The 16,431-nt window shown below is 68.3% G+C and carries 17 protein-coding genes; 11 read left to right on the forward strand and 6 right to left on the reverse strand.

The annotated features are described in order from the left end of the window. Positions 1-90 precede the first annotated feature (90 nt). Positions 91-1,386 carry an acetyl-CoA C-acetyltransferase gene (locus tag Q9R17_RS08980; RefSeq protein ID WP_308158315.1) on the forward strand — a complete coding sequence of 432 codons (1,296 nt, stop codon included), beginning with the start codon at positions 91-93 and terminating at the stop codon, positions 1,384-1,386. 115 nt (positions 1,387-1,501) lie between these two features. Here Q9R17_RS08980 and Q9R17_RS08985 read toward each other — a convergent pair whose 3' ends face one another. The 3 genes from Q9R17_RS08985 to Q9R17_RS08995 all read right to left on the reverse strand — a co-directional run bounded on the left by Q9R17_RS08985 (position 1,502) and on the right by Q9R17_RS08995 (position 4,679). Continuing rightward, entirely contained in the window at positions 1,502-2,809 is a 1,308-nt protein-coding gene (locus Q9R17_RS08985; RefSeq protein ID WP_308158067.1) for a heme biosynthesis HemY N-terminal domain-containing protein, read from the reverse strand. 6 nt (positions 2,810-2,815) lie between these two features. Continuing rightward, the gene (locus tag Q9R17_RS08990; RefSeq protein WP_308158068.1) at positions 2,816-3,793 is read right to left on the reverse strand and encodes a uroporphyrinogen-III C-methyltransferase; all 978 of its coding nucleotides are present in this window, start codon (positions 3,791-3,793) and stop codon (positions 2,816-2,818) included. 97 nt (positions 3,794-3,890) lie between these two features. Continuing rightward, positions 3,891-4,679: a uroporphyrinogen-III synthase gene (locus Q9R17_RS08995; protein WP_308158069.1), complete on the reverse strand. Its 789-nt coding sequence runs from the start codon at positions 4,677-4,679 to the stop codon at positions 3,891-3,893. A 35-nt stretch (positions 4,680-4,714) separates the two neighbouring features. Between Q9R17_RS08995 and Q9R17_RS09000 the strand changes: the two genes are divergently transcribed. From Q9R17_RS09000 to Q9R17_RS09020, 5 genes are all read left to right on the forward strand, one after another. Further along, positions 4,715-5,182, forward strand: a complete 468-nt coding sequence (locus tag Q9R17_RS09000; RefSeq protein WP_308158070.1) for a YiiD C-terminal domain-containing protein — start codon at positions 4,715-4,717, stop codon at positions 5,180-5,182. 31 nt (positions 5,183-5,213) lie between these two features. Next, positions 5,214-5,642, forward strand: a complete 429-nt coding sequence (locus Q9R17_RS09005) for a hypothetical protein (protein ID WP_308158071.1) — start codon at positions 5,214-5,216, stop codon at positions 5,640-5,642. A gap of 56 nt (positions 5,643-5,698) precedes the next feature. Then, on the forward strand, positions 5,699-6,136 hold the full coding sequence (locus tag Q9R17_RS09010) for a rhodanese-like domain-containing protein (RefSeq protein WP_308158072.1): 438 nt from the start codon (positions 5,699-5,701) through the stop codon (positions 6,134-6,136). A gap of 110 nt (positions 6,137-6,246) precedes the next feature. Next, positions 6,247-6,762 (forward strand): protein-export chaperone SecB, encoded by a 516-nt coding sequence (secB, locus tag Q9R17_RS09015; RefSeq protein ID WP_308158073.1) that lies wholly within the window; start codon positions 6,247-6,249, stop codon positions 6,760-6,762. 17 nt (positions 6,763-6,779) lie between these two features. Continuing rightward, positions 6,780-7,805, forward strand: coding sequence for an NAD(P)H-dependent glycerol-3-phosphate dehydrogenase (locus Q9R17_RS09020; RefSeq protein WP_308158074.1), 1,026 nt, complete (start codon positions 6,780-6,782; stop codon positions 7,803-7,805). A gap of 275 nt (positions 7,806-8,080) precedes the next feature. On the opposite strand, the gene Q9R17_RS09025 is transcribed toward Q9R17_RS09020, so the two are convergent. Then, the gene (locus Q9R17_RS09025) at positions 8,081-8,656 is read right to left on the reverse strand and encodes an Ax21 family protein (protein ID WP_308158075.1); all 576 of its coding nucleotides are present in this window, start codon (positions 8,654-8,656) and stop codon (positions 8,081-8,083) included. Positions 8,657-8,924: 268 nt separating this feature from the next. Here Q9R17_RS09025 and Q9R17_RS09030 point away from each other — a divergent pair, with 268 nt between their 5' ends. The 4 genes from Q9R17_RS09030 to Q9R17_RS09045 all read left to right on the forward strand — a co-directional run bounded on the left by Q9R17_RS09030 (position 8,925) and on the right by Q9R17_RS09045 (position 13,592). Continuing rightward, the gene (locus tag Q9R17_RS09030) at positions 8,925-9,086 is read left to right on the forward strand and encodes a hypothetical protein (protein WP_308158076.1); all 162 of its coding nucleotides are present in this window, start codon (positions 8,925-8,927) and stop codon (positions 9,084-9,086) included. A 100-nt stretch (positions 9,087-9,186) separates the two neighbouring features. Continuing rightward, positions 9,187-9,447 carry a hypothetical protein gene (locus Q9R17_RS09035; RefSeq protein WP_308158077.1) on the forward strand — a complete coding sequence of 87 codons (261 nt, stop codon included), beginning with the start codon at positions 9,187-9,189 and terminating at the stop codon, positions 9,445-9,447. Between the two features lie 107 nt (positions 9,448-9,554). Beyond that, positions 9,555-11,198, forward strand: coding sequence for a catalase (locus tag Q9R17_RS09040; RefSeq protein WP_308158078.1), 1,644 nt, complete (start codon positions 9,555-9,557; stop codon positions 11,196-11,198). A gap of 249 nt (positions 11,199-11,447) precedes the next feature. After that, entirely contained in the window at positions 11,448-13,592 is a 2,145-nt protein-coding gene (locus Q9R17_RS09045; protein WP_308158316.1) for a methyl-accepting chemotaxis protein, read from the forward strand. Between the two features lie 25 nt (positions 13,593-13,617). Here the strand turns inward: Q9R17_RS09045 and Q9R17_RS09050 are convergent, their stop codons facing one another. After that, a complete protein-coding gene (locus Q9R17_RS09050; RefSeq protein ID WP_308158079.1) occupies positions 13,618-14,646 on the reverse strand; it encodes a DUF1214 domain-containing protein in 1,029 nt (342 codons plus the stop codon). 4 nt (positions 14,647-14,650) lie between these two features. After that, positions 14,651-15,610, reverse strand: coding sequence for a transporter (locus Q9R17_RS09055; protein WP_308158080.1), 960 nt, complete (start codon positions 15,608-15,610; stop codon positions 14,651-14,653). A 133-nt stretch (positions 15,611-15,743) separates the two neighbouring features. Between Q9R17_RS09055 and Q9R17_RS09060 the strand changes: the two genes are divergently transcribed. After that, positions 15,744-16,421 (forward strand): Crp/Fnr family transcriptional regulator, encoded by a 678-nt coding sequence (locus Q9R17_RS09060; protein WP_308158081.1) that lies wholly within the window; start codon positions 15,744-15,746, stop codon positions 16,419-16,421. The last annotated feature ends 10 nt before the right edge of the window (positions 16,422-16,431 follow it).

The raw sequence follows: 16,431 nt of genomic DNA on the forward strand, positions 1-16,431 counted from the left end.
TTCACGGTTGGCCCATCACAGGGCGGCAGCTACACTTGGTGCCATTATGCCTGCTCTGTCGTGCAGGCCATGTTGCAGACACCCTCATTCCTGCCAGGTATCTCCATGCCCAACGCCCGTCCCGTCGCAATTCTCGGTGGTGTCCGCATTCCGTTCTGCCGGCAGAACACCGCGTATTCGGATGTCGGCAACCTGGGCATGTCGGTACGTACGCTTGGGGCGCTTGTCGAACGGTTCGGCCTGCATGGCCAGCAGTTGGGCGAAGTGGCCATGGGCGCGGTGATCAAGCACCCCAGCGACTGGAACCTCGGCCGTGAAGCGACGCTGTCCTCCGGCCTGTCGCCGCTGACCCCGGGCATCACCCTGCAGCGCGCCTGCGGTACCTCGCTGGACAGCATCATCACCGTGGCCAACAAGATCGCGCTGGGCCAGATCGAATCGGGCATCGGTGGCGGGTCGGACACGACTTCCGACGTGCCGATCGTGTACGGCAAGAAGCTGCGTGCACGCCTGCTGGCAGCCAACCGGGCCAAGACCACCGGCGACAAGATCCGTGCGCTGACGTCCGGCTTCAAGTTCTCCGAGCTCAAGCCGGAATTCCCCGGCGTGGCCGAACCGCGCACCGGCAAGAGCATGGGCGAGCACTGCGAGGACATGGCCAAGGAATGGAACATCTCGCGCGATTCGCAGGACGAATGGGCGGTGGCCTCGCACAGGAAGCTGGCGGCTGCCTATGAGCGCGGTTTCTTCAGCGATCTGATCGCGCCGTTCCGCGGCGTCGAGCGCGACAACATCCTGCGTGCCGACACATCGCTGGAAAAGCTGGCCACGCTCAAGCCCGCCTTCGACAAGGTGTCCGGCCGTGGCACGCTGACCGCGGCCAATTCCACCCCGCTGACCGATGGTGCTGCTGCGGTGCTGCTGGCCAGCGAGGAATGGGCGCGTGCGCATGGTCACGAACCGCAGGCCTACCTGCGCGATGCGCATGTGTCGGCGGTGGATTTCGTGCATGGCGAAGGTCTGCTGATGGCACCGACCGTGGCCGTGCCGGAGATGCTCAAGCGCAACGGCCTGACCCTGCAGGACTTTGACATCTACGAGATCCACGAAGCCTTCGCCGCGCAGGTGCTGTGCACGCTGCGCGCGTGGGAGAGCGAGGACTACTGCCGCAACCGCCTGGGCCTGGACGCGCCGCTGGGCCGCATCGACCCGGACAAGATCAACCTGCTCGGTTCGTCGCTGGCCACCGGCCATCCGTTTGCCGCCACCGGTGCGCGCGTGATCGCCACGGCCGCCAAGCAGTTGGCCGAACGGGGCGGTGGCCGCGCGCTGGTATCGATCTGCACCGCCGGCGGCATGGGCGTGGTGGCGATCGTCGAACGCTGATCGCCGCGCGTCCGCGTGCATGAAAAAGCCGCCCATCGGGCGGCTTTTTCGTATCGCTTCCGTATCGCCGGTGGTGGGCAATCCACGCATGGCGTGGATCCCCTCCCGCCGGCCGTCACGGCAGACGCGGGTTGCCGAATGCGTCGCGGTCCTCGTTGGCGTTGTACACCGGCGGAACGTCGCCGGTGCCGTGTTCTTCCACCGTGGCGCGCGGTGCCGGCTCACCCGCAGCGGCTGCCGCGTGCACCAGCGCCAGGCTGTCTTCGCCGCGCTGCAGGCGCAGTGCATTGGCCAGGCATTGCGCCGCCAGCGCCGGTTCGCCACGCTGCAGGAAGGCCAGGCCCAGCGCTTCCCATGCGGGTGCGCCGGCACCGGCAGCGATCGCTTCATGCAGGAAGCCATCGGCGGCATCCCATTGTTCCTGGGCCAGGGCGATGCGGCCCTGTGCCAGGCGCAACGCGGCCGATGCATCGTGCGTGCTGCGCCAGCGCTGCAGGTTCGCTGCCCGCGTGGCCAGGCGCTCGGCCGGCAGGCGGCCGTACAGCTCCACCAGCGTGTCGTCCCAGCGGTTGTCCAGCGCCTGCTCCAGCGCCAGCAGCGCCGGTTCGTCCCACGACAGCGCGACGGCGCGGGTGGCATAGGCACCCACCACATCGGCGGTGGGGCGCAATGCCTTCGGCGTGGTTTCCCACTGCGCGGCCAGTGCGTTGACATCGGCCGCTTCCAGCAGCGCCTGCGCAGCCAGGCGTGCTTCCAGTTCACTGGCCACCTCGGCCGGCAGCACCTTGCTCTGCCGCAGGGGGCCCAGCTGCCCATAGGCCTCATGCGCACGGCCGGCGCGTGCCAGTGCTTCGGTACGCAGCCACAAGCCGCGCGGCGGCAGCGGTTGCACCGCCGCCGCATCCAGCGTGTTGATCGCATCCACCGGCAGCTCGCGTTCCAGCAACTGTTCGGCGCGCAGCAGGGCATGCAGGGTGGCATCGTCGGTCGCCAGGCGCTGCAGCAGGGCGTCACTGGCAGCCGCATCGGCGCGGGCCTGCGCACTGCGCACGGCATGGGCCAGCGCCACGGCGGCCACTTCCTTGTCGGCGGCCGCGCCGTCGAACAGCTTTTCCGCACGCTGCCACTGGCCATGCTCGTAAGCCTGCAGGCCATCGATCAGGCGCACGCGGCCCTGCTTGCGGCGGTAGCGGCCCCACGCGCGGAACGGCGCAGCAATCAGGCTCCACAGCAGCCACAGCACCAGCAGGGCGATCACCGCCAGCAGGGCCACCTTGGGCAGGTTGCTGTGGTAGTCGTAGCCGCCATAGCGCAGGATCACTTCCCCGAAGCGGTTCAGGTCGGCGGCCCCCAGCCAGTGTGCGGCGAACACGCCGATGGCCACGGCCAGCAGCAGCACGACAACGGATTGCAATGGCTTCATCGGGATTTACCTCCGGTCTCGCAGGGTACGCAGTTGCTGCAGGGTGCTGCCCAGGGTGGCGCTGTCCAGCTGCAGGGGCATCGTGCGCAGGCCCTGCAGTTCACCACGCACGTTGCGCAGGGCTGGTGAATCCGGCCACAGCCGCGGCAGCCAGCGCTCCACGCGCCGCAGCGCGGCATCGCTGCCGGGGCGGTCACCGCGCTCGATGGCCGCACGGGCCAGGGTCAGTTCCACCTGCAGTGCTTCCAGCCCGGCCTGGCGCTGGGCGTCGCTGAGTGGCCCGTTCAGGCGGGTCGGGGTGATGTCCACGAAGGGCGCCAGCGTGCGCTGCCACCAGGGGGTGCCGGCGGAGGCGGGCGTGGCGGTGGCCTGCACCTGCAGCGGCAGCGACGGCAATGCCGCCTCGATGGTGGCCAGCCGCGCGCGTGCGGCATGGCGTGGGCCCTGGCCGAGCGCATCGAGCGCATCGCGCTCCTGGATCAGGGCCTGGCGCAGGTTCAATCCGTCGTTGTCGGCCAGGTGCCCCAGCGCGGTCGCGGCCATCGCATACAGCCGGCGGGCGCCCTCCACGTCATCGGCGTAAGCCAGCCGCTGCCCCGCCTGGCCCAGCAGCAGCTCGGCCTCGTCCAGATAGACCGCCTGGCGGCCGTGGGCGGTGCTGTCGGCCAGCTTGGCCAGGTTCTCCTCCAGCAGTGCGCTGCGCTGGGACAGGCCGAGCATTTCATCGCGCAGCACGCGGTTGGTCACCGCAGCGTCCTGCAGGCGCTGGCTGGTGGCGCGCTGGTCACGGCGCAGGGCGTCCAGCGCATCGGCCAGGCCCCGCAGCTGCACGGCGCTGGTCTGCGCGCGGCTGGCCTGTTCGCGCTGCAGCTGCTGCCAGTACTGCCAGCCGCCATAGCCGGCGGCAGCGACCAGCAGCAGTGCCGTGGCGGGCAGCAGCCAGCGCAGCGGGCGTCGGGGCGTGGGCGGGAGGGTGTCGTTCATCCGGGCATCCTTGTCGGTCGCGGCGGCTGGCCGGCCGGGTACGCTACACAGCATCCCTGTTGGGGTGCCCAGCGGCAAGCTGGCATCGCGGCCCTGTTCAGGTCACTGCCGGGGCCGTGAGCGCGGCGTGTGCGGCCTGCACCAGTTGCAGGGCGGTCGGCCCGCCAGCGACGTCGATACGCTGCAGTCCCAGCGCCTGCGCCTGCGCCGCCAGGCGGTCACTGGCCACCACGACCCGCGCGTGTGCCTGCAGCTGCTGCTGCCAGGCCGGTGGCAGCTGTGCCCAGGTGCGTGCCAGGGCCTCGCCACTGCTGACCGCCAGCACCCAGGGCCGGGGTAACCGTGCCAGGCGCGACAAGGCCCGCGCCGGCAACCGCAGCGGTGCCCGCTGGTAGACATCGGCACGCACCACCTGCGCACCGGCGGCGGCCAGCTGCGCGGCGATCAGGCCGCGGCCTCCGGGCGCGGTGACCAGGCCGATGCGCTGCCCGCCCGGCTGGGCCAGCACCGGCAAGGCCAGCAGGCCTTCGCTGTCCATCCGTGCCGGGGCCTGCACCCCCTGCACGCCATGCGCCTGCAAGGCACGCTGGGTGCCTTCGCCGACCGCCAGCCACGGCACCGCCGCTGTGGCGGGCAGGGGCCGCAGGGCGGCAGCAGCGTGCACCGCGGCCGGGCTGGTGAACACCACGCAGTCGGCCATCAGGGCAGCGTTCAGTTTGGACAGCACCACCGAACTGCTTTGGCGCCGCAACCGCCAGGGCGGTAGTGCCAGCAGATGCCCGCCCAGCGGGCCTGACGCCCGTCGCAGGGCCGCATTCTGTCCCTGCGGGCGCAGGGAAACGAGGGTCCAGCCAGTGGGTATCGTATGGTCGGCCATTGCCTGCATTATGCGGGCCCTTCGTTGCCGTGGCTGCTGCGCCGATGTCTGCCGATGTCCTGTCTTCTTCGTTGACCGCCCTGCAGGACGTGCTGGACACCATGCCGGCGGTGCGCGCGATGCAGATCCGCCTGGATGGCTACGCCGATGGCGTGCTGCGCATCACCGCGCCGCTGGTGGCCAACGTCAACGACAAGGGCAATGCCTTCGGTGGCAGCCTGGCTTCGGTACTGACCCTGTCCGGCTGGGCGCTGGTCAGCCTGCGCCTGGCACTGGCCGGCCACCCGGCCGAGGTCTACGTGGCCGACAGCCAGCTGCGCTACCTGGCCCCGGTCTACGAGGACCTGCATGCCCATGCGCAGGCGGCCGACACCGCCAGCTGGGAGACCTTCCTGGCCACCTTTGCCCAGCGCGGCAAGGCACGCATCAGCATCGTGGCCACCCAGCCCGGGGCCGACGGCCGTGCAGCGGCCGAGTTCACCGGTCGCTTCGTCGCCTTCCCCAAAGGGTAGGATGGGCGGCCTACGCCCTGGGGAGAGTGCGATGCGCCGGTTGTTCCCGTTGTTGATCCTGTCCATGCTGCTGCTGGCCAGTTCGGCGGCCTTCGCCGACGGCCCGAGCCGCAAGCAGCGCACCGCGCTGGAAAACACCCAGAACGCCTACGGTGCGACCATCCGCTGGGGCAGCATGGATGATGCCATCGGTTACCTGGATCCCCGGCAGCGCAAGGAAAACCCACCCACCGAGTTCGAGCTGGAGCGTTATGCGCAGCTGCGCGTGTCCTCCTACCGCGAGCGTTCCAGCGCGGCGCTGCCCGATGGCGTGGTCGAACGCCGGGTCGAGATCGGCGTGATCAACGTCAACACCCAGGCCGAACGGCTGGTGGTGGTGGTCGAGCGCTGGCGCTGGGACCCGGAGGCCAAGCGCTGGTGGCAGACGGCGGGCCTGCCGGACCTGTGGCGCGGCCAGTGACGGGCGGTTGCCGGCTTGTGCGACAATCGGCGCCCGCTTATCGACCCGTGACCTGAGTGAATTACGAAGAGTTGCTGGCCTTTGCCGGCCGAAACCCCATGCTGACCGCGGCGCTGGTCGGTCTGACCGTGGCCATCCTCGTGACCGAGATCCGCCGCCTGTTCCGGGGGTTCAAGGGCGTCAAGCCGGCCGAACTGGTGCAGCTGATGACCGCCGGTGGCGCGGTCGTGGTCGACCTGTCGGCCAGTGGCGACTTTGAAAAGGGCCATATCGCCGGCAGCCGCAACGCGCAGGCCAGTGCCTTCGGCCCGGACCACAAGCTGGTCGCCAATGCCAAGCAGAGCCCGGTCGTGCTGGTGTGCCGCACCGGTACCGCCTCGGAAACCGCCGCCAAGGCGCTGAAGAAGGCCGGCTTCGAGAAGGTCTTCGTGCTGGACGGCGGCCTGCCGGCCTGGCAGCAGGCCGAGCTGCCGCTGGTCAAGGGTCGCAACTGACCTTTATTTTCCGTATTCACGGCGGGTGGGCTTGTGCTGCGCACCGGCCGACCCTATAGCTGTCATTCAACACGCGTTTTTATTGCATTCATTTCTGGGAGCAACAGGCAATGTCCGAAGAGAACACCAACGGCGCCGCACTGGCCGATACCGCCACCGGTCCGGCTTTCACCGTCGAGAAGATCTACGTCAAGGACGTTTCCTTCGAATCGCCGAACGCGCCGTCCATCTTCAACGATGCCGTGCAGCCGGAGCTGCAGCTGAACCTGAACCAGCAGGTCCAGCGCCTGGGCGAGAACGCCTTCGAAGTCGTGCTGGCCGTCACCCTGAGCTGCAAGGCCGGTGAGCGCACCGCCTACGTGGCCGAAGTGAAGCAGGCCGGCGTGTTCGGCCTGGTCGGCCTGGACCCGCAGTCGATCGACGTGCTGCTGGGCACCCAGTGCCCGAACATCCTGTTCCCGTACGTGCGCCAGCTGGTCAGCGACCTGATCCAGGCCGGCGGCTTCCCACCGTTCTTCCTGCAGCCGATCAACTTCGAAGGCCTGTACGCGGAAACCCTGCGCCAGCGCCAGGAACAGGGCGAAGGCGCTTCGCTGGCCGATTCCGAGCCGGCCGGCAACGCCTGATCGCCGCCGCATCGTCGATGAACGAGAGCGCTGACAAGATCGCCGTGCTTGGCGCCGGTTCCTGGGGAACCGCGCTGGCCAGCCTGCTCGCCCGGCACGGTCACCCGACCGTGCTGTGGGGCCGCGATGCGGCCATGGTCGAGGCCATCGACCAGCGCCACGAGAACACCCGCTACCTGCCGGGCATTCCGTTGCCGGCCTCGCTGCGCGCGACCACCGACATGGCCGCGGCGGTGAAGGATGCGGCGTGGGTGCTGGTGGTGACCCCGTCGCACGCGTTCAATGAAACGGTGCGCGCGCTGGCGCCGCTGCGCCCGGCCGGTGCCGGCGTGGCGTGGGCGACCAAGGGCTTCGAACCGGGGTCGGGCCGTTTCCTGCATGAAGTGGCACGCGAGATCCTCGGTGACGACGTGCCGCTGGCGGTGGTCACCGGCCCGTCCTTCGCCAAGGAAGTGACCCAGGGCCTGCCGACGGCCATCACCGTGCACGGTGACAACCTGGAATTCGCGCAGGTAGTGGCCGAGGCGATGCACGGCCCGGCCTTCCGTGCCTATACCGGTGACGACATGGTCGGTGCTGAGCTGGGCGGGGCGATGAAGAACGTGCTGGCGGTCGCCACCGGCGTGGCCGATGGCATGCAGCTTGGCCTGAACGCCCGCGCCGGCCTGATCACCCGTGGCCTGAACGAGATGCTGCGCCTGGCTGCGGCGATCGGCGCCAAGCCGGAAACGCTGATGGGCCTGGCCGGCCTGGGCGATCTGGTGCTGACCTGCACCGGCGACCTGTCGCGCAACCGCCGCCTGGGCCTTGCCCTGGGCCGCGGGCAGACCCTGCAGGACGCCGTGCGCGAGATCGGCCAGGTGGTCGAATCGGTGCAGACCGCTGACGAGGTGATGCGCCAGGCGCGCCGCCACGGCATCGACCTGCCGATTTCCGAAGGCGTGCGTGCCGTGCTGCACGGCGAACAGACGCCGGCCGAAGGCCTGCAGACCCTGCTGGCCCGCGAACAGAAACCGGAATACCCCGACACCCTGTTCCGCTGACGCTGCCATCGGCAGATCGCCACGAAGAACCCCGGCGCCGTGCCGGGGTTTTTTTGTGCGCGCGGTATCCCGATGGACCCATGCCGCGAGCCCCGGTAGAGCCACGCCACGCGTGGATGAGCCCGCGCAGAGCCCACCTGTAGATCCACGCCATGCGTGGATGCGTTTCCCACCCATCGCTGAAATAAAAGAAGCCCGGCACAAGGCCGGGCTTCAGTGGCGTGAGGGAGAGAGAGAGTCACACGCCGGGAGACGCCTACGCTAACGTGCGTTTGTTACCAAGTGAAGCGCGGACCGACAAACCATTCACGGTCACCGGCCTTGGCCAGCTTCACTTCGCCACTCAGGCCCCAGTTCTGGTTGAACTTGGCGGTGGCACCGACGCGGCCGTAGAACTCGCCGTCCGGGTTGACGCCGTGCTTCTTGCTGTAATCCTCGTAGCCGGCCAGCACGTAGCCTTCGAAGTTCGGGGTGAACGCGGTGCGCACGCCGACTTCAGTGGAGTAGCCGTTGAAGTCCAAGCCGTGCTTCGGGTCGAACTTCTGGTAGGCCACGCGGGCCAGCAGGTCGGTGTTCGGGGCCACGGTGTAGTTGTAGCCCACGCCCAGGCGCCACTGGTCGACGTCGTTCTTGCTGCGGTCGGTTTCCTGCGCGCTGTAGTCACCGAAGATGTGGAAGTTCGGGTGCACCGCCACCGAACCCTTGACGCCCCAACCGTCGGCATCGCCGCCGCGGGCATCGGTGTTCACGTAGCCGCCTTCAACGTAGTTGTACGACAGGCCATCGGCCGCCGACGCCGCGAACGGCAGGGCAGCAACCAGACCCAGGGCCAGCAGGGACATCTTGTTCATCGGGATACACCTTTTAATTTTTTTGATGTGTCGGCCGCGTCCATGGGAGGGGAGGGAGGACGCGGTCGACAGGTGTGAATTATCCGTTTGTTGGTGAAATCGCCCCTGAATTTTGAACTGACTGGTATATAAATAAGGCGCGCGTTCAGGGAACTCGACGCGGGTGCATGTCGTCCTCCCGCAGCCGTGTGCACAGCCCTCCGAGCATCACGCTGCAGCAGCAGTAACGGCTGGCCGGGTTGCCGCCGTGGGCGCGAAGGGTGCGTCGATGACCGCCGGTGGAGCGCTGCGCGGTGACAACGACGATGCCTGCCGCCGACAGCTACCCGCGTATGGCGTTGCCGTTCCGTGCACCGGCGTTGCCCGTGGTGACGTGCCCACCGCGTTCAAGCGGATGGATGTGCAGGTCATCGCCGCGCGTGAGGCATGACGGTGCGGGAAGGCGATGTCGCCGTCGTGAATACCAGCGTCAGCCCGTGTGCGTCGTCGGGCGGCACGATACGCCGCTGCGGGGCACCCTGCAGCACGACATGGCCGGGTGCCCGGTCGAGGTCACGGACGCTGAACTCGACCGCCACGAGAGGGCGCCCGGGGACGCGCTGCCGGGCAGCGTCGATCTGCGTTCCATCCCGCTCATGGCTGCCATGCGCGCTGCTTTCTGCCGGGCGGTGATCGTGCAGGGCAATGCGATGAACACCGATACCGGCATGCGCCAGCGTGATGCAGTCGTGAACGCATGCGCGGGGCAGCAGGGAATAATCGACCCGCGATGCTGCACGGAGAATTCATAGGAAATACCTATGAATGGTGCAGTTTCATTCAATTATTTATTCGATCCGGGTCTGGCTACAGTGGCAGCCGACTCTCCGCCTTCCCCATCACCCACAGGAGCCAGCCCATGAGCCAGTCCGATGGAAAAACCGCAACGTGCCCCTACCACAGCGCACCGGCGCCCGAGCAGGGCGCGCAGCAGCAGCGCGATCTCAGCACCACGCCGAAGCAGCAGCACGGTGATGCCCCGGTCACGCCACTGACCACGGCGTTCGGTGCGCCGGTGGTGGACAACCAGAACAGCCGCACCGCCGGCCCGCGTGGCCCGCTGCTGATGGAGGATGTCTGGCTGCTGGAAAAGCTTGCCAACCTCAACCGCGAGGTGATTCCCGAACGCCGCATGCATGCCAAGGGCTCCGGTGCGTTCGGTACCTTCACCGTGACCCATGACATCACCCGCTACACGCGTGCCAGGCTGTTCGGCGAGGTCGGCAAGCAGACGCCGATGTTTGCCCGCTTCACCACCGTGGCCGGCGAGCGTGGCGCGGCCGATGCCGAGCGCGACATCCGTGGCTTCGCGCTGAAGTTCTATACCGAAGAAGGCAACTGGGACCTGGTGGGCAACAACACGCCGGTGTTCTTCCTGCGCGACCCGCGCAAGTTCCCGGACCTCAACAAGGCGGTCAAGCGCGACCCGCACACCAACCTGCGCAGCGCACGCAACAACTGGGATTTCTGGACCCTGCTGCCCGAGGCACTGCTGCAGGTGACGGTGGTGATGAGCGACCGCGGCATCCCGCGCAGCTTCCGCCACATGAACGGCTTCGGCTCGCACACCTACAGCTTCATCAATGCCGATGGCGAGCGCTTCTGGGTCAAGTTCCACTTCGTCACCCAGCAGGGCGTTGAGTCGCTGACCGATGCGCAGGCGCAGAGCCTGGTCGGCCACGACCGAGAGAGCCACGGCCGCGATCTGTTCGGGGCGATCGAGAAGGGCGACTTCCCGAAGTGGACGCTGTTCGTGCAGGTGATGCCGGAGCTGGAGGCGGAAACCTACCGCATCCATCCGTTCGACCTGACCAAGGTGTGGCCCAAGAGCGATTACCCGCTGATCGAAGTCGGCCAGTTCGAGCTGAACCGCAACCCGGACAACTGGTACCAGGACGTCGAGCAGTCCGCGTTCGCCCCGAGCAACCTGGTGCCGGGCATCGGCCCATCCCCGGACAAGATGCTGCAGGCCCGGCTGTTCGCCTACTCCGATGCGCAGCGCTACCGCCTGGGCGTGAACCATCACCAGATTCCGGTCAATGCCCCGCGCTGCCCGGTGCACAGCAACCACCGCGATGGCGCGATGCGCGTGGATGGCAACTACGGTGGCCTGCCGCATTACGAACCCAACAGCTTCGGCCAGTGGCAGGAACAGCCGGCCTACCGCGAGCCGCCGATGAAGATCCGGGGCGATGCGGATTTCTGGAATTTCCGCGAAGACGATGCCGACTACTTCAGCCAGCCCGGTGCGCTGTTCCGCAGCTATGACCAGGCGCAGCAGCAGCGCCTGTTCGCCAACACCGCCCGCGCGCTGGGCGATGCGCCGGACTTCATCAAGCAGCGCCATATCGACAACTGCAGCAAGGCCGATCCGGCCTACGGCGCCGGTGTCGCCGCTGCGCTGAAGGCGCTGGCCGGGCAGAGCAGCGACCCGTTCCAGCCGGCGCAGCCGGAACCGGCCTTCCCCACCGCCACGCCGGGTGCGGAAGACATCGAGCTCTGATCGTCTGCCCATCGTGCCCAGGTGCCGCTTCCCCCAGGCGGCACCTGCGGCCGGGCCGCTGGAAAGCCACGCATGGAACGTTGTGATCCACCTGCAACGACGCGCTGCGATCCGGTTTTATTCCATCGAAACAATCAATCGATCACGCCATCAACCGGGCGCCCACCCCGCCGATACCGCTCACGCGACGACCCTGCATCCATTCCGGGTAAGGCACGCCGCTGCAAGCAGGGTGGAACCATGTCCGGTATGTCGTGGCTGCAGAATCTGTCCATCGGTCGGCGCTTGATGCTGGCCTTCGCCACGCTCATCGCGTTGATGATGGTGCTCACCGCCGTTGGCGTGCAGCGTGTGCGGATCATCGAAGCCAACCTCACCCAGATCAACGACATCAACAGCGTCAAGCAGCGCCATGCCATCGACCAGCGCGGCAGCGTGCACGACCGCGCCATCGCGCTGCGCGATGTGGTGCTGCTGCCGGCCGGTGCCGAGCGCGAGCAGGCGCTGGCGCTGATCGACCGCCTGGCCGCCGACTATGACAAGGCCACCGTGGCCCTGCGCGCGCAGCTGCGCAGCAGTGACGATGCCGAAGAGAAGCGGCAGTTCGCCGCCATCGAAGCGATCGCCCGTGACATCGCCCCGACCGTGCAGCAGGTCCGTGCGCTGCGCGCGCAGGACGATGCCGAAGCGGCCACGGCGCTGCTGCTGGGCAAGGCCCGCCCGGCCTTCGTGCAGTGGCTGGGCGCGATCAACGCGCTGATCGACCATGAAGAGCAGAAGAACCGCGCGGCGGCCGACAGGGCGGCGTCCACGGCGCGCGCGTTCTCCTACCTGATGATCGTGCTCACGGTGCTGGCCCTGGTGCTGGGCACGGCCATCGCCCTGCTGCTGACCCGCAGCGTGGTGCGGCCGCTGCAGCAGTCGCTGCGGCTGGCCCAGCGCATCGGCGGTGGCGACCTGGGCGCGGACGTGGCCATCGCTGGCCGCGACGAGTGCGCGCAGCTGCTGCGGGCCATGGCCACCATGCAGGAGCGCCTGCGCGAGGTCATCGCGGCGCAGGCCGGCATGGCCGCGCGGCATGCCGAGGGGCAGATCAGCTACCGCATGGATGCCACCGCACTGCCGGGCCAGTTCGGGCAGATGGTGGCCGACACCAATGCGCTGGTCGATGCCCATGTGCGCACGGAAATGACCATTGCCGAGGTGATGGGCCGCTATGCGGTCGGCGATCTCAGCCCGGACATGCCCAGCTACCCGGGCGAGAAGGCGCGCCTGTCGCAGACCGTGCAGCAGGCCAAGCAGAACCTGGTGTCGATCAGCGCCGACATCGGCGAGCTGAGCCAGGCGGCCCGCGATGGCGACTTCTCCCACCGGGGCGTGGCCGAGGGCTATGCGTTCACCTTCAAGGACATCATCGACAACCTCAACGGCATGATGGCCACCGCCGATGCCAGCCTGGGCGCCCTCTCGACCGTGCTGCAGGCCATCGCCCGCGGCGAGCTGACCGGCCGCATGGACGAAGCCGCCGCCGGTGTCTTCGGGCAGATGTCGCGCCATTCCAACACCACGGTGGCGCAGCTGACGCAGATGATCGGGCAGATCCAGCGCGGCGCACGGCGGATCGATGAAGCGGCCGCCGACATCGCGCAGGGCAACGGTGACCTGTCCGCGCGCACCGAGGCGCAGACCGCCTGCCTGGATGACACCACCGCCTCCATCCGCACGCTGGCCAGCGCGGTGCAGCACAACGCCCGCCTGGCCCAGCAGGCCAATGGCCTGTCGCTGGCCGCCACCGATGTGGCCACCGCCGGCCGCCGCGCCACCCATGACGTGGTGGAAATGATGCAGCGTATCGAGGCCTCGTCGCTGCGCATCGCCGACATCACCGCGGTGATCGATGGCATCGCGTTCCAGACCAACATCCTCGCGCTCAACGCGGCGGTGGAAGCGGCGCGTGCGGGCGAGCATGGGCAGGGATTTGCGGTGGTGGCCGGTGAGGTGCGCACGTTGGCGCAGCGCTCGGCCGCGGCGGCGCGCGAGATCCGCACGCTCATCGTCGATGCCAACGGCCAGGTGGCCGAAGGGTCGGCACTGGTGGAGCGTGCCGGGCAGACGATGGAACAGATCGTGGACAGCGTGGACCGGGTGCGGGCGATGATCGGCGATATCGCCACCTCATCGCAGGCGCAGTCCGGTGATATCGCGCGGGTGGATGAAGGACTGGACCGCCTGGCCGGAATGAACACCCTCAACAGCCAGTTGGCCGATGTGGCTGCCGATGCCGCGCGGTCGATGAAGGAAGAGGCGGTGCAGCTGAGCGACGCGGTCAGCGTGTTCACCCTGGAAGCAGGCACCCCGGCCACGCGCCAGCGCCCGCTGGGGGCGGCGGCCTGACGCCGCCGCTACCAGCGTACCGGGCTTACGGTGTCGCGACGGCCACCGGCACCGGGAAGGTCCAGCGGCCGTCCAGCACCGACGCTTCAGGACGGTAGATGCGCACCAGGTAGTTCCAGCCGGCCATGGTCGGGATGCAGTTCGGCGTGGTCGGCGCGCAGCCGCCGAACTGCACGTCGATGCTGCCATCGGCCTGCCGGTGCGCGGTCACGCTGTTCACCGAATAGCGCTTGAGCGGGTTCGGCTCGAAATAGCCGTCGGCGTTGTAGACCGACAGCGACCAGAACGCCTTCATCGGCACGTCCTGCACGTGCACGCGGTAGACCGCCTTGCCATCGTTGTTGGCCACCGCGCCACCGGCGTAGATGGCCTCGCTTTCCGGATTGCCGCCCCAGCCGGCGGCGGTGCCGAGCAGATGGCGCACCGGCTCGATCTGCTCGCGGCTACCGAACATGCGCTTGTAGTCGGGAATGCGCGCGACCAGGCCCAGCAGCAGCTTGCGGACCTGGTCATGGGAGGTCTTGTCCCAGGCCGGGATCTCGAAGCGGCCTGTGTTCGCCTGCTCGATGGCCAGTGCGTCCTGCAGCTGGTGGGCGCGCTTCATGTCGGCGGCGCTGGTCTCATCCACCAGGGTGCGGATGATGATCAGCGCGTAGCGCGTGCCGGCCTCCTCGCGGGTCAGCACGTGGCGACCCGGGTCATGCCAGAGGCCGACGGTGATGTGGTCCTGGTTGACGATCTGCGCGGCCATGTAGCGTGTGCCCGCATTGGGCATCACCAGCGTGGCCGGTGAGGCGTCCAGGTCCACCACGGCATAGGAGTACAGCGTGTCGCGGTTGAGCCGGATGATCAGCTGCTTGTCCAGCGCGGGGAAGTTGCGCGCATGCTCGAACTTTCCGAAGCCGCCGTCGGCCACGATGTTGCCCATGTAGACATCGCTCTCGGCGCGCACGAAGTTGTCCGTGTTGACCGGAATGGGCGTGGCGGTCTGCGCCGCAGCGGCGCCGGCAGCGGCCAGCATGAGGGCGAGGGCGAGGATCTTCTGCGGTGTCATGGGCTCACTCCTTGGTCGACAGGGGCAGGGAAACGGTCAGGAACAGGTTGTTGCTGCGTGCGCGGTTCTCGACCGCGGTTTCATGGAAGTACTTCAGGCGGGTGGAGATGGCCCGGCCACCGGCCTGGAAGCTGTAGGACACGCCGGCCCCGATCGCCGAGGTGCGCCCCTTGAACGGGCCCAGCAGTGCGCCGCTGCCCGAATCGCCACTGACCTGCTGGTAGTGGTAGCCCAGCAGGCTGAGCGACCATGCCGGTGACAGGTACTGGCTGGCGGCGGCTTCCAGATGCAGCTCATCGCCGCTGCGGTAGTCGGTGGCGTGGTTGCTGCCGTTGACGGTGTAACCGGCGGCCAGTGACAGGTCACGGCCCTTTTCGACATCCAGCCAGGTCACCGCGGTGGTGAGATCGGTGCCCCAGCGGTTGAAGGACACGTTGGCCAGACGGTCACGGCGGTAGTCGCCGACCGGCACGTTCACCGACAGCCCGGTCTGCCAGAACAGGCGGCCCGAGCGCCAGGACAGGTTGGCGCCCAGCGATGGATCACCGTAGGTGGTCAGTGCATCCGAGCGGCCGCGCGTGCTGCCGCCACCCAGGCGCGGGAAGTCCGTGACGAGGCTGGCATCCAGGCTTTTGCGCCCGACCGGCAGGGTCGCGCTCAGGCCCAGCCGCCCGCCGCCGAACTGCCACGGCGTGGACCACAGCAGCGTGGACAGGTTGACGAACGCATCGGCGTCCACGCCCGAGGCGAAGCGACCGCCGGTAGGCAGTACGCGGCTGCCGCCGAGCGAACCGCGATAGAAATAGCTGTCGTTCTGGTAGTACAGCCCCGGCGGTGGCGCCAGCGCCGCGCCCTGGCCCTTCATGCCCAGCAGGTAGACGCCGGTGGAGCCTTCGGCGGCGCGGGCGGTAGCGATTGATGAAAACAGCGCGATGAGGAGAATGGAGGCGGTAGCCTTTGGCATGACGGGCCCTTGCAGAACGCCGGTGGGGACGGTGGATCAAGGCCGGAGGCACTTGAGCGCGGATTCTAGAAAGGCGCGGACACGGCGATTGTTCGAAATCGCACAATCTTGGGCAGCCGGAAGGGGAACAGGCATGACGCAGGTGGATGAGGCGGTGGCGCGGGTGTGCGCGCATGGCTGGCTTTCGGAACAGCCATCACAGTTCTGCGCGCGGGTGGTGGAACGCCTGCGCGTGCTGGATTTCCAGGCCGGCGATTTCATCTACCGGCGCGGTGACCCGCTGGGCGGCATCTACGGGTTGGTGTCCGGCGTGGTGGCGGTGGACATCGCACCGCCCGGCGAGCCCGGCCGGCTGGTGCAGTACGGCATTCCCGGGGCGTGGACCGGCGAAGGCTGCTTCCTGACCCGCCAGCCGCGGCGGCTGGACCTGCGCGCCTGTGGGCCGGTGCGCGTGGTGCACCTGCCCTTGGCCGCGATGGATGAACTGGTGCAGCAGGACCCTGCGGCGCATGGGTGCTTCGCACAGATCATGATGGCCAACGTCTACGTGCTGCTGCGCATCGTGCATGACCTGCAGATCGTGGACGTGGACAAGCGCATCGCCTCGACCACGGCCCGCCTGCATGTGCCCGGCGCCGACGCGCTGCCGATCAGCCAGACCGAACTGGGGCGGCTGGCCAATGCCTCGCGCCGGCAGGTGGCCGCTGCGTTCCGCCGGTTTGCCGCGCAGGGCTGGTTGACCACCACCTACCGCAGCGTGCGCGTGGACGATGCGGCGGCCCTGGCCGGGTTCGCGGTCAGCGAGGACTAGGGCCGCACTG

It is taken from the genome of Stenotrophomonas sp. 24(2023), assembly GCF_030913365.1.
GTDB lineage: Bacteria > Pseudomonadota > Gammaproteobacteria > Xanthomonadales > Xanthomonadaceae > Stenotrophomonas.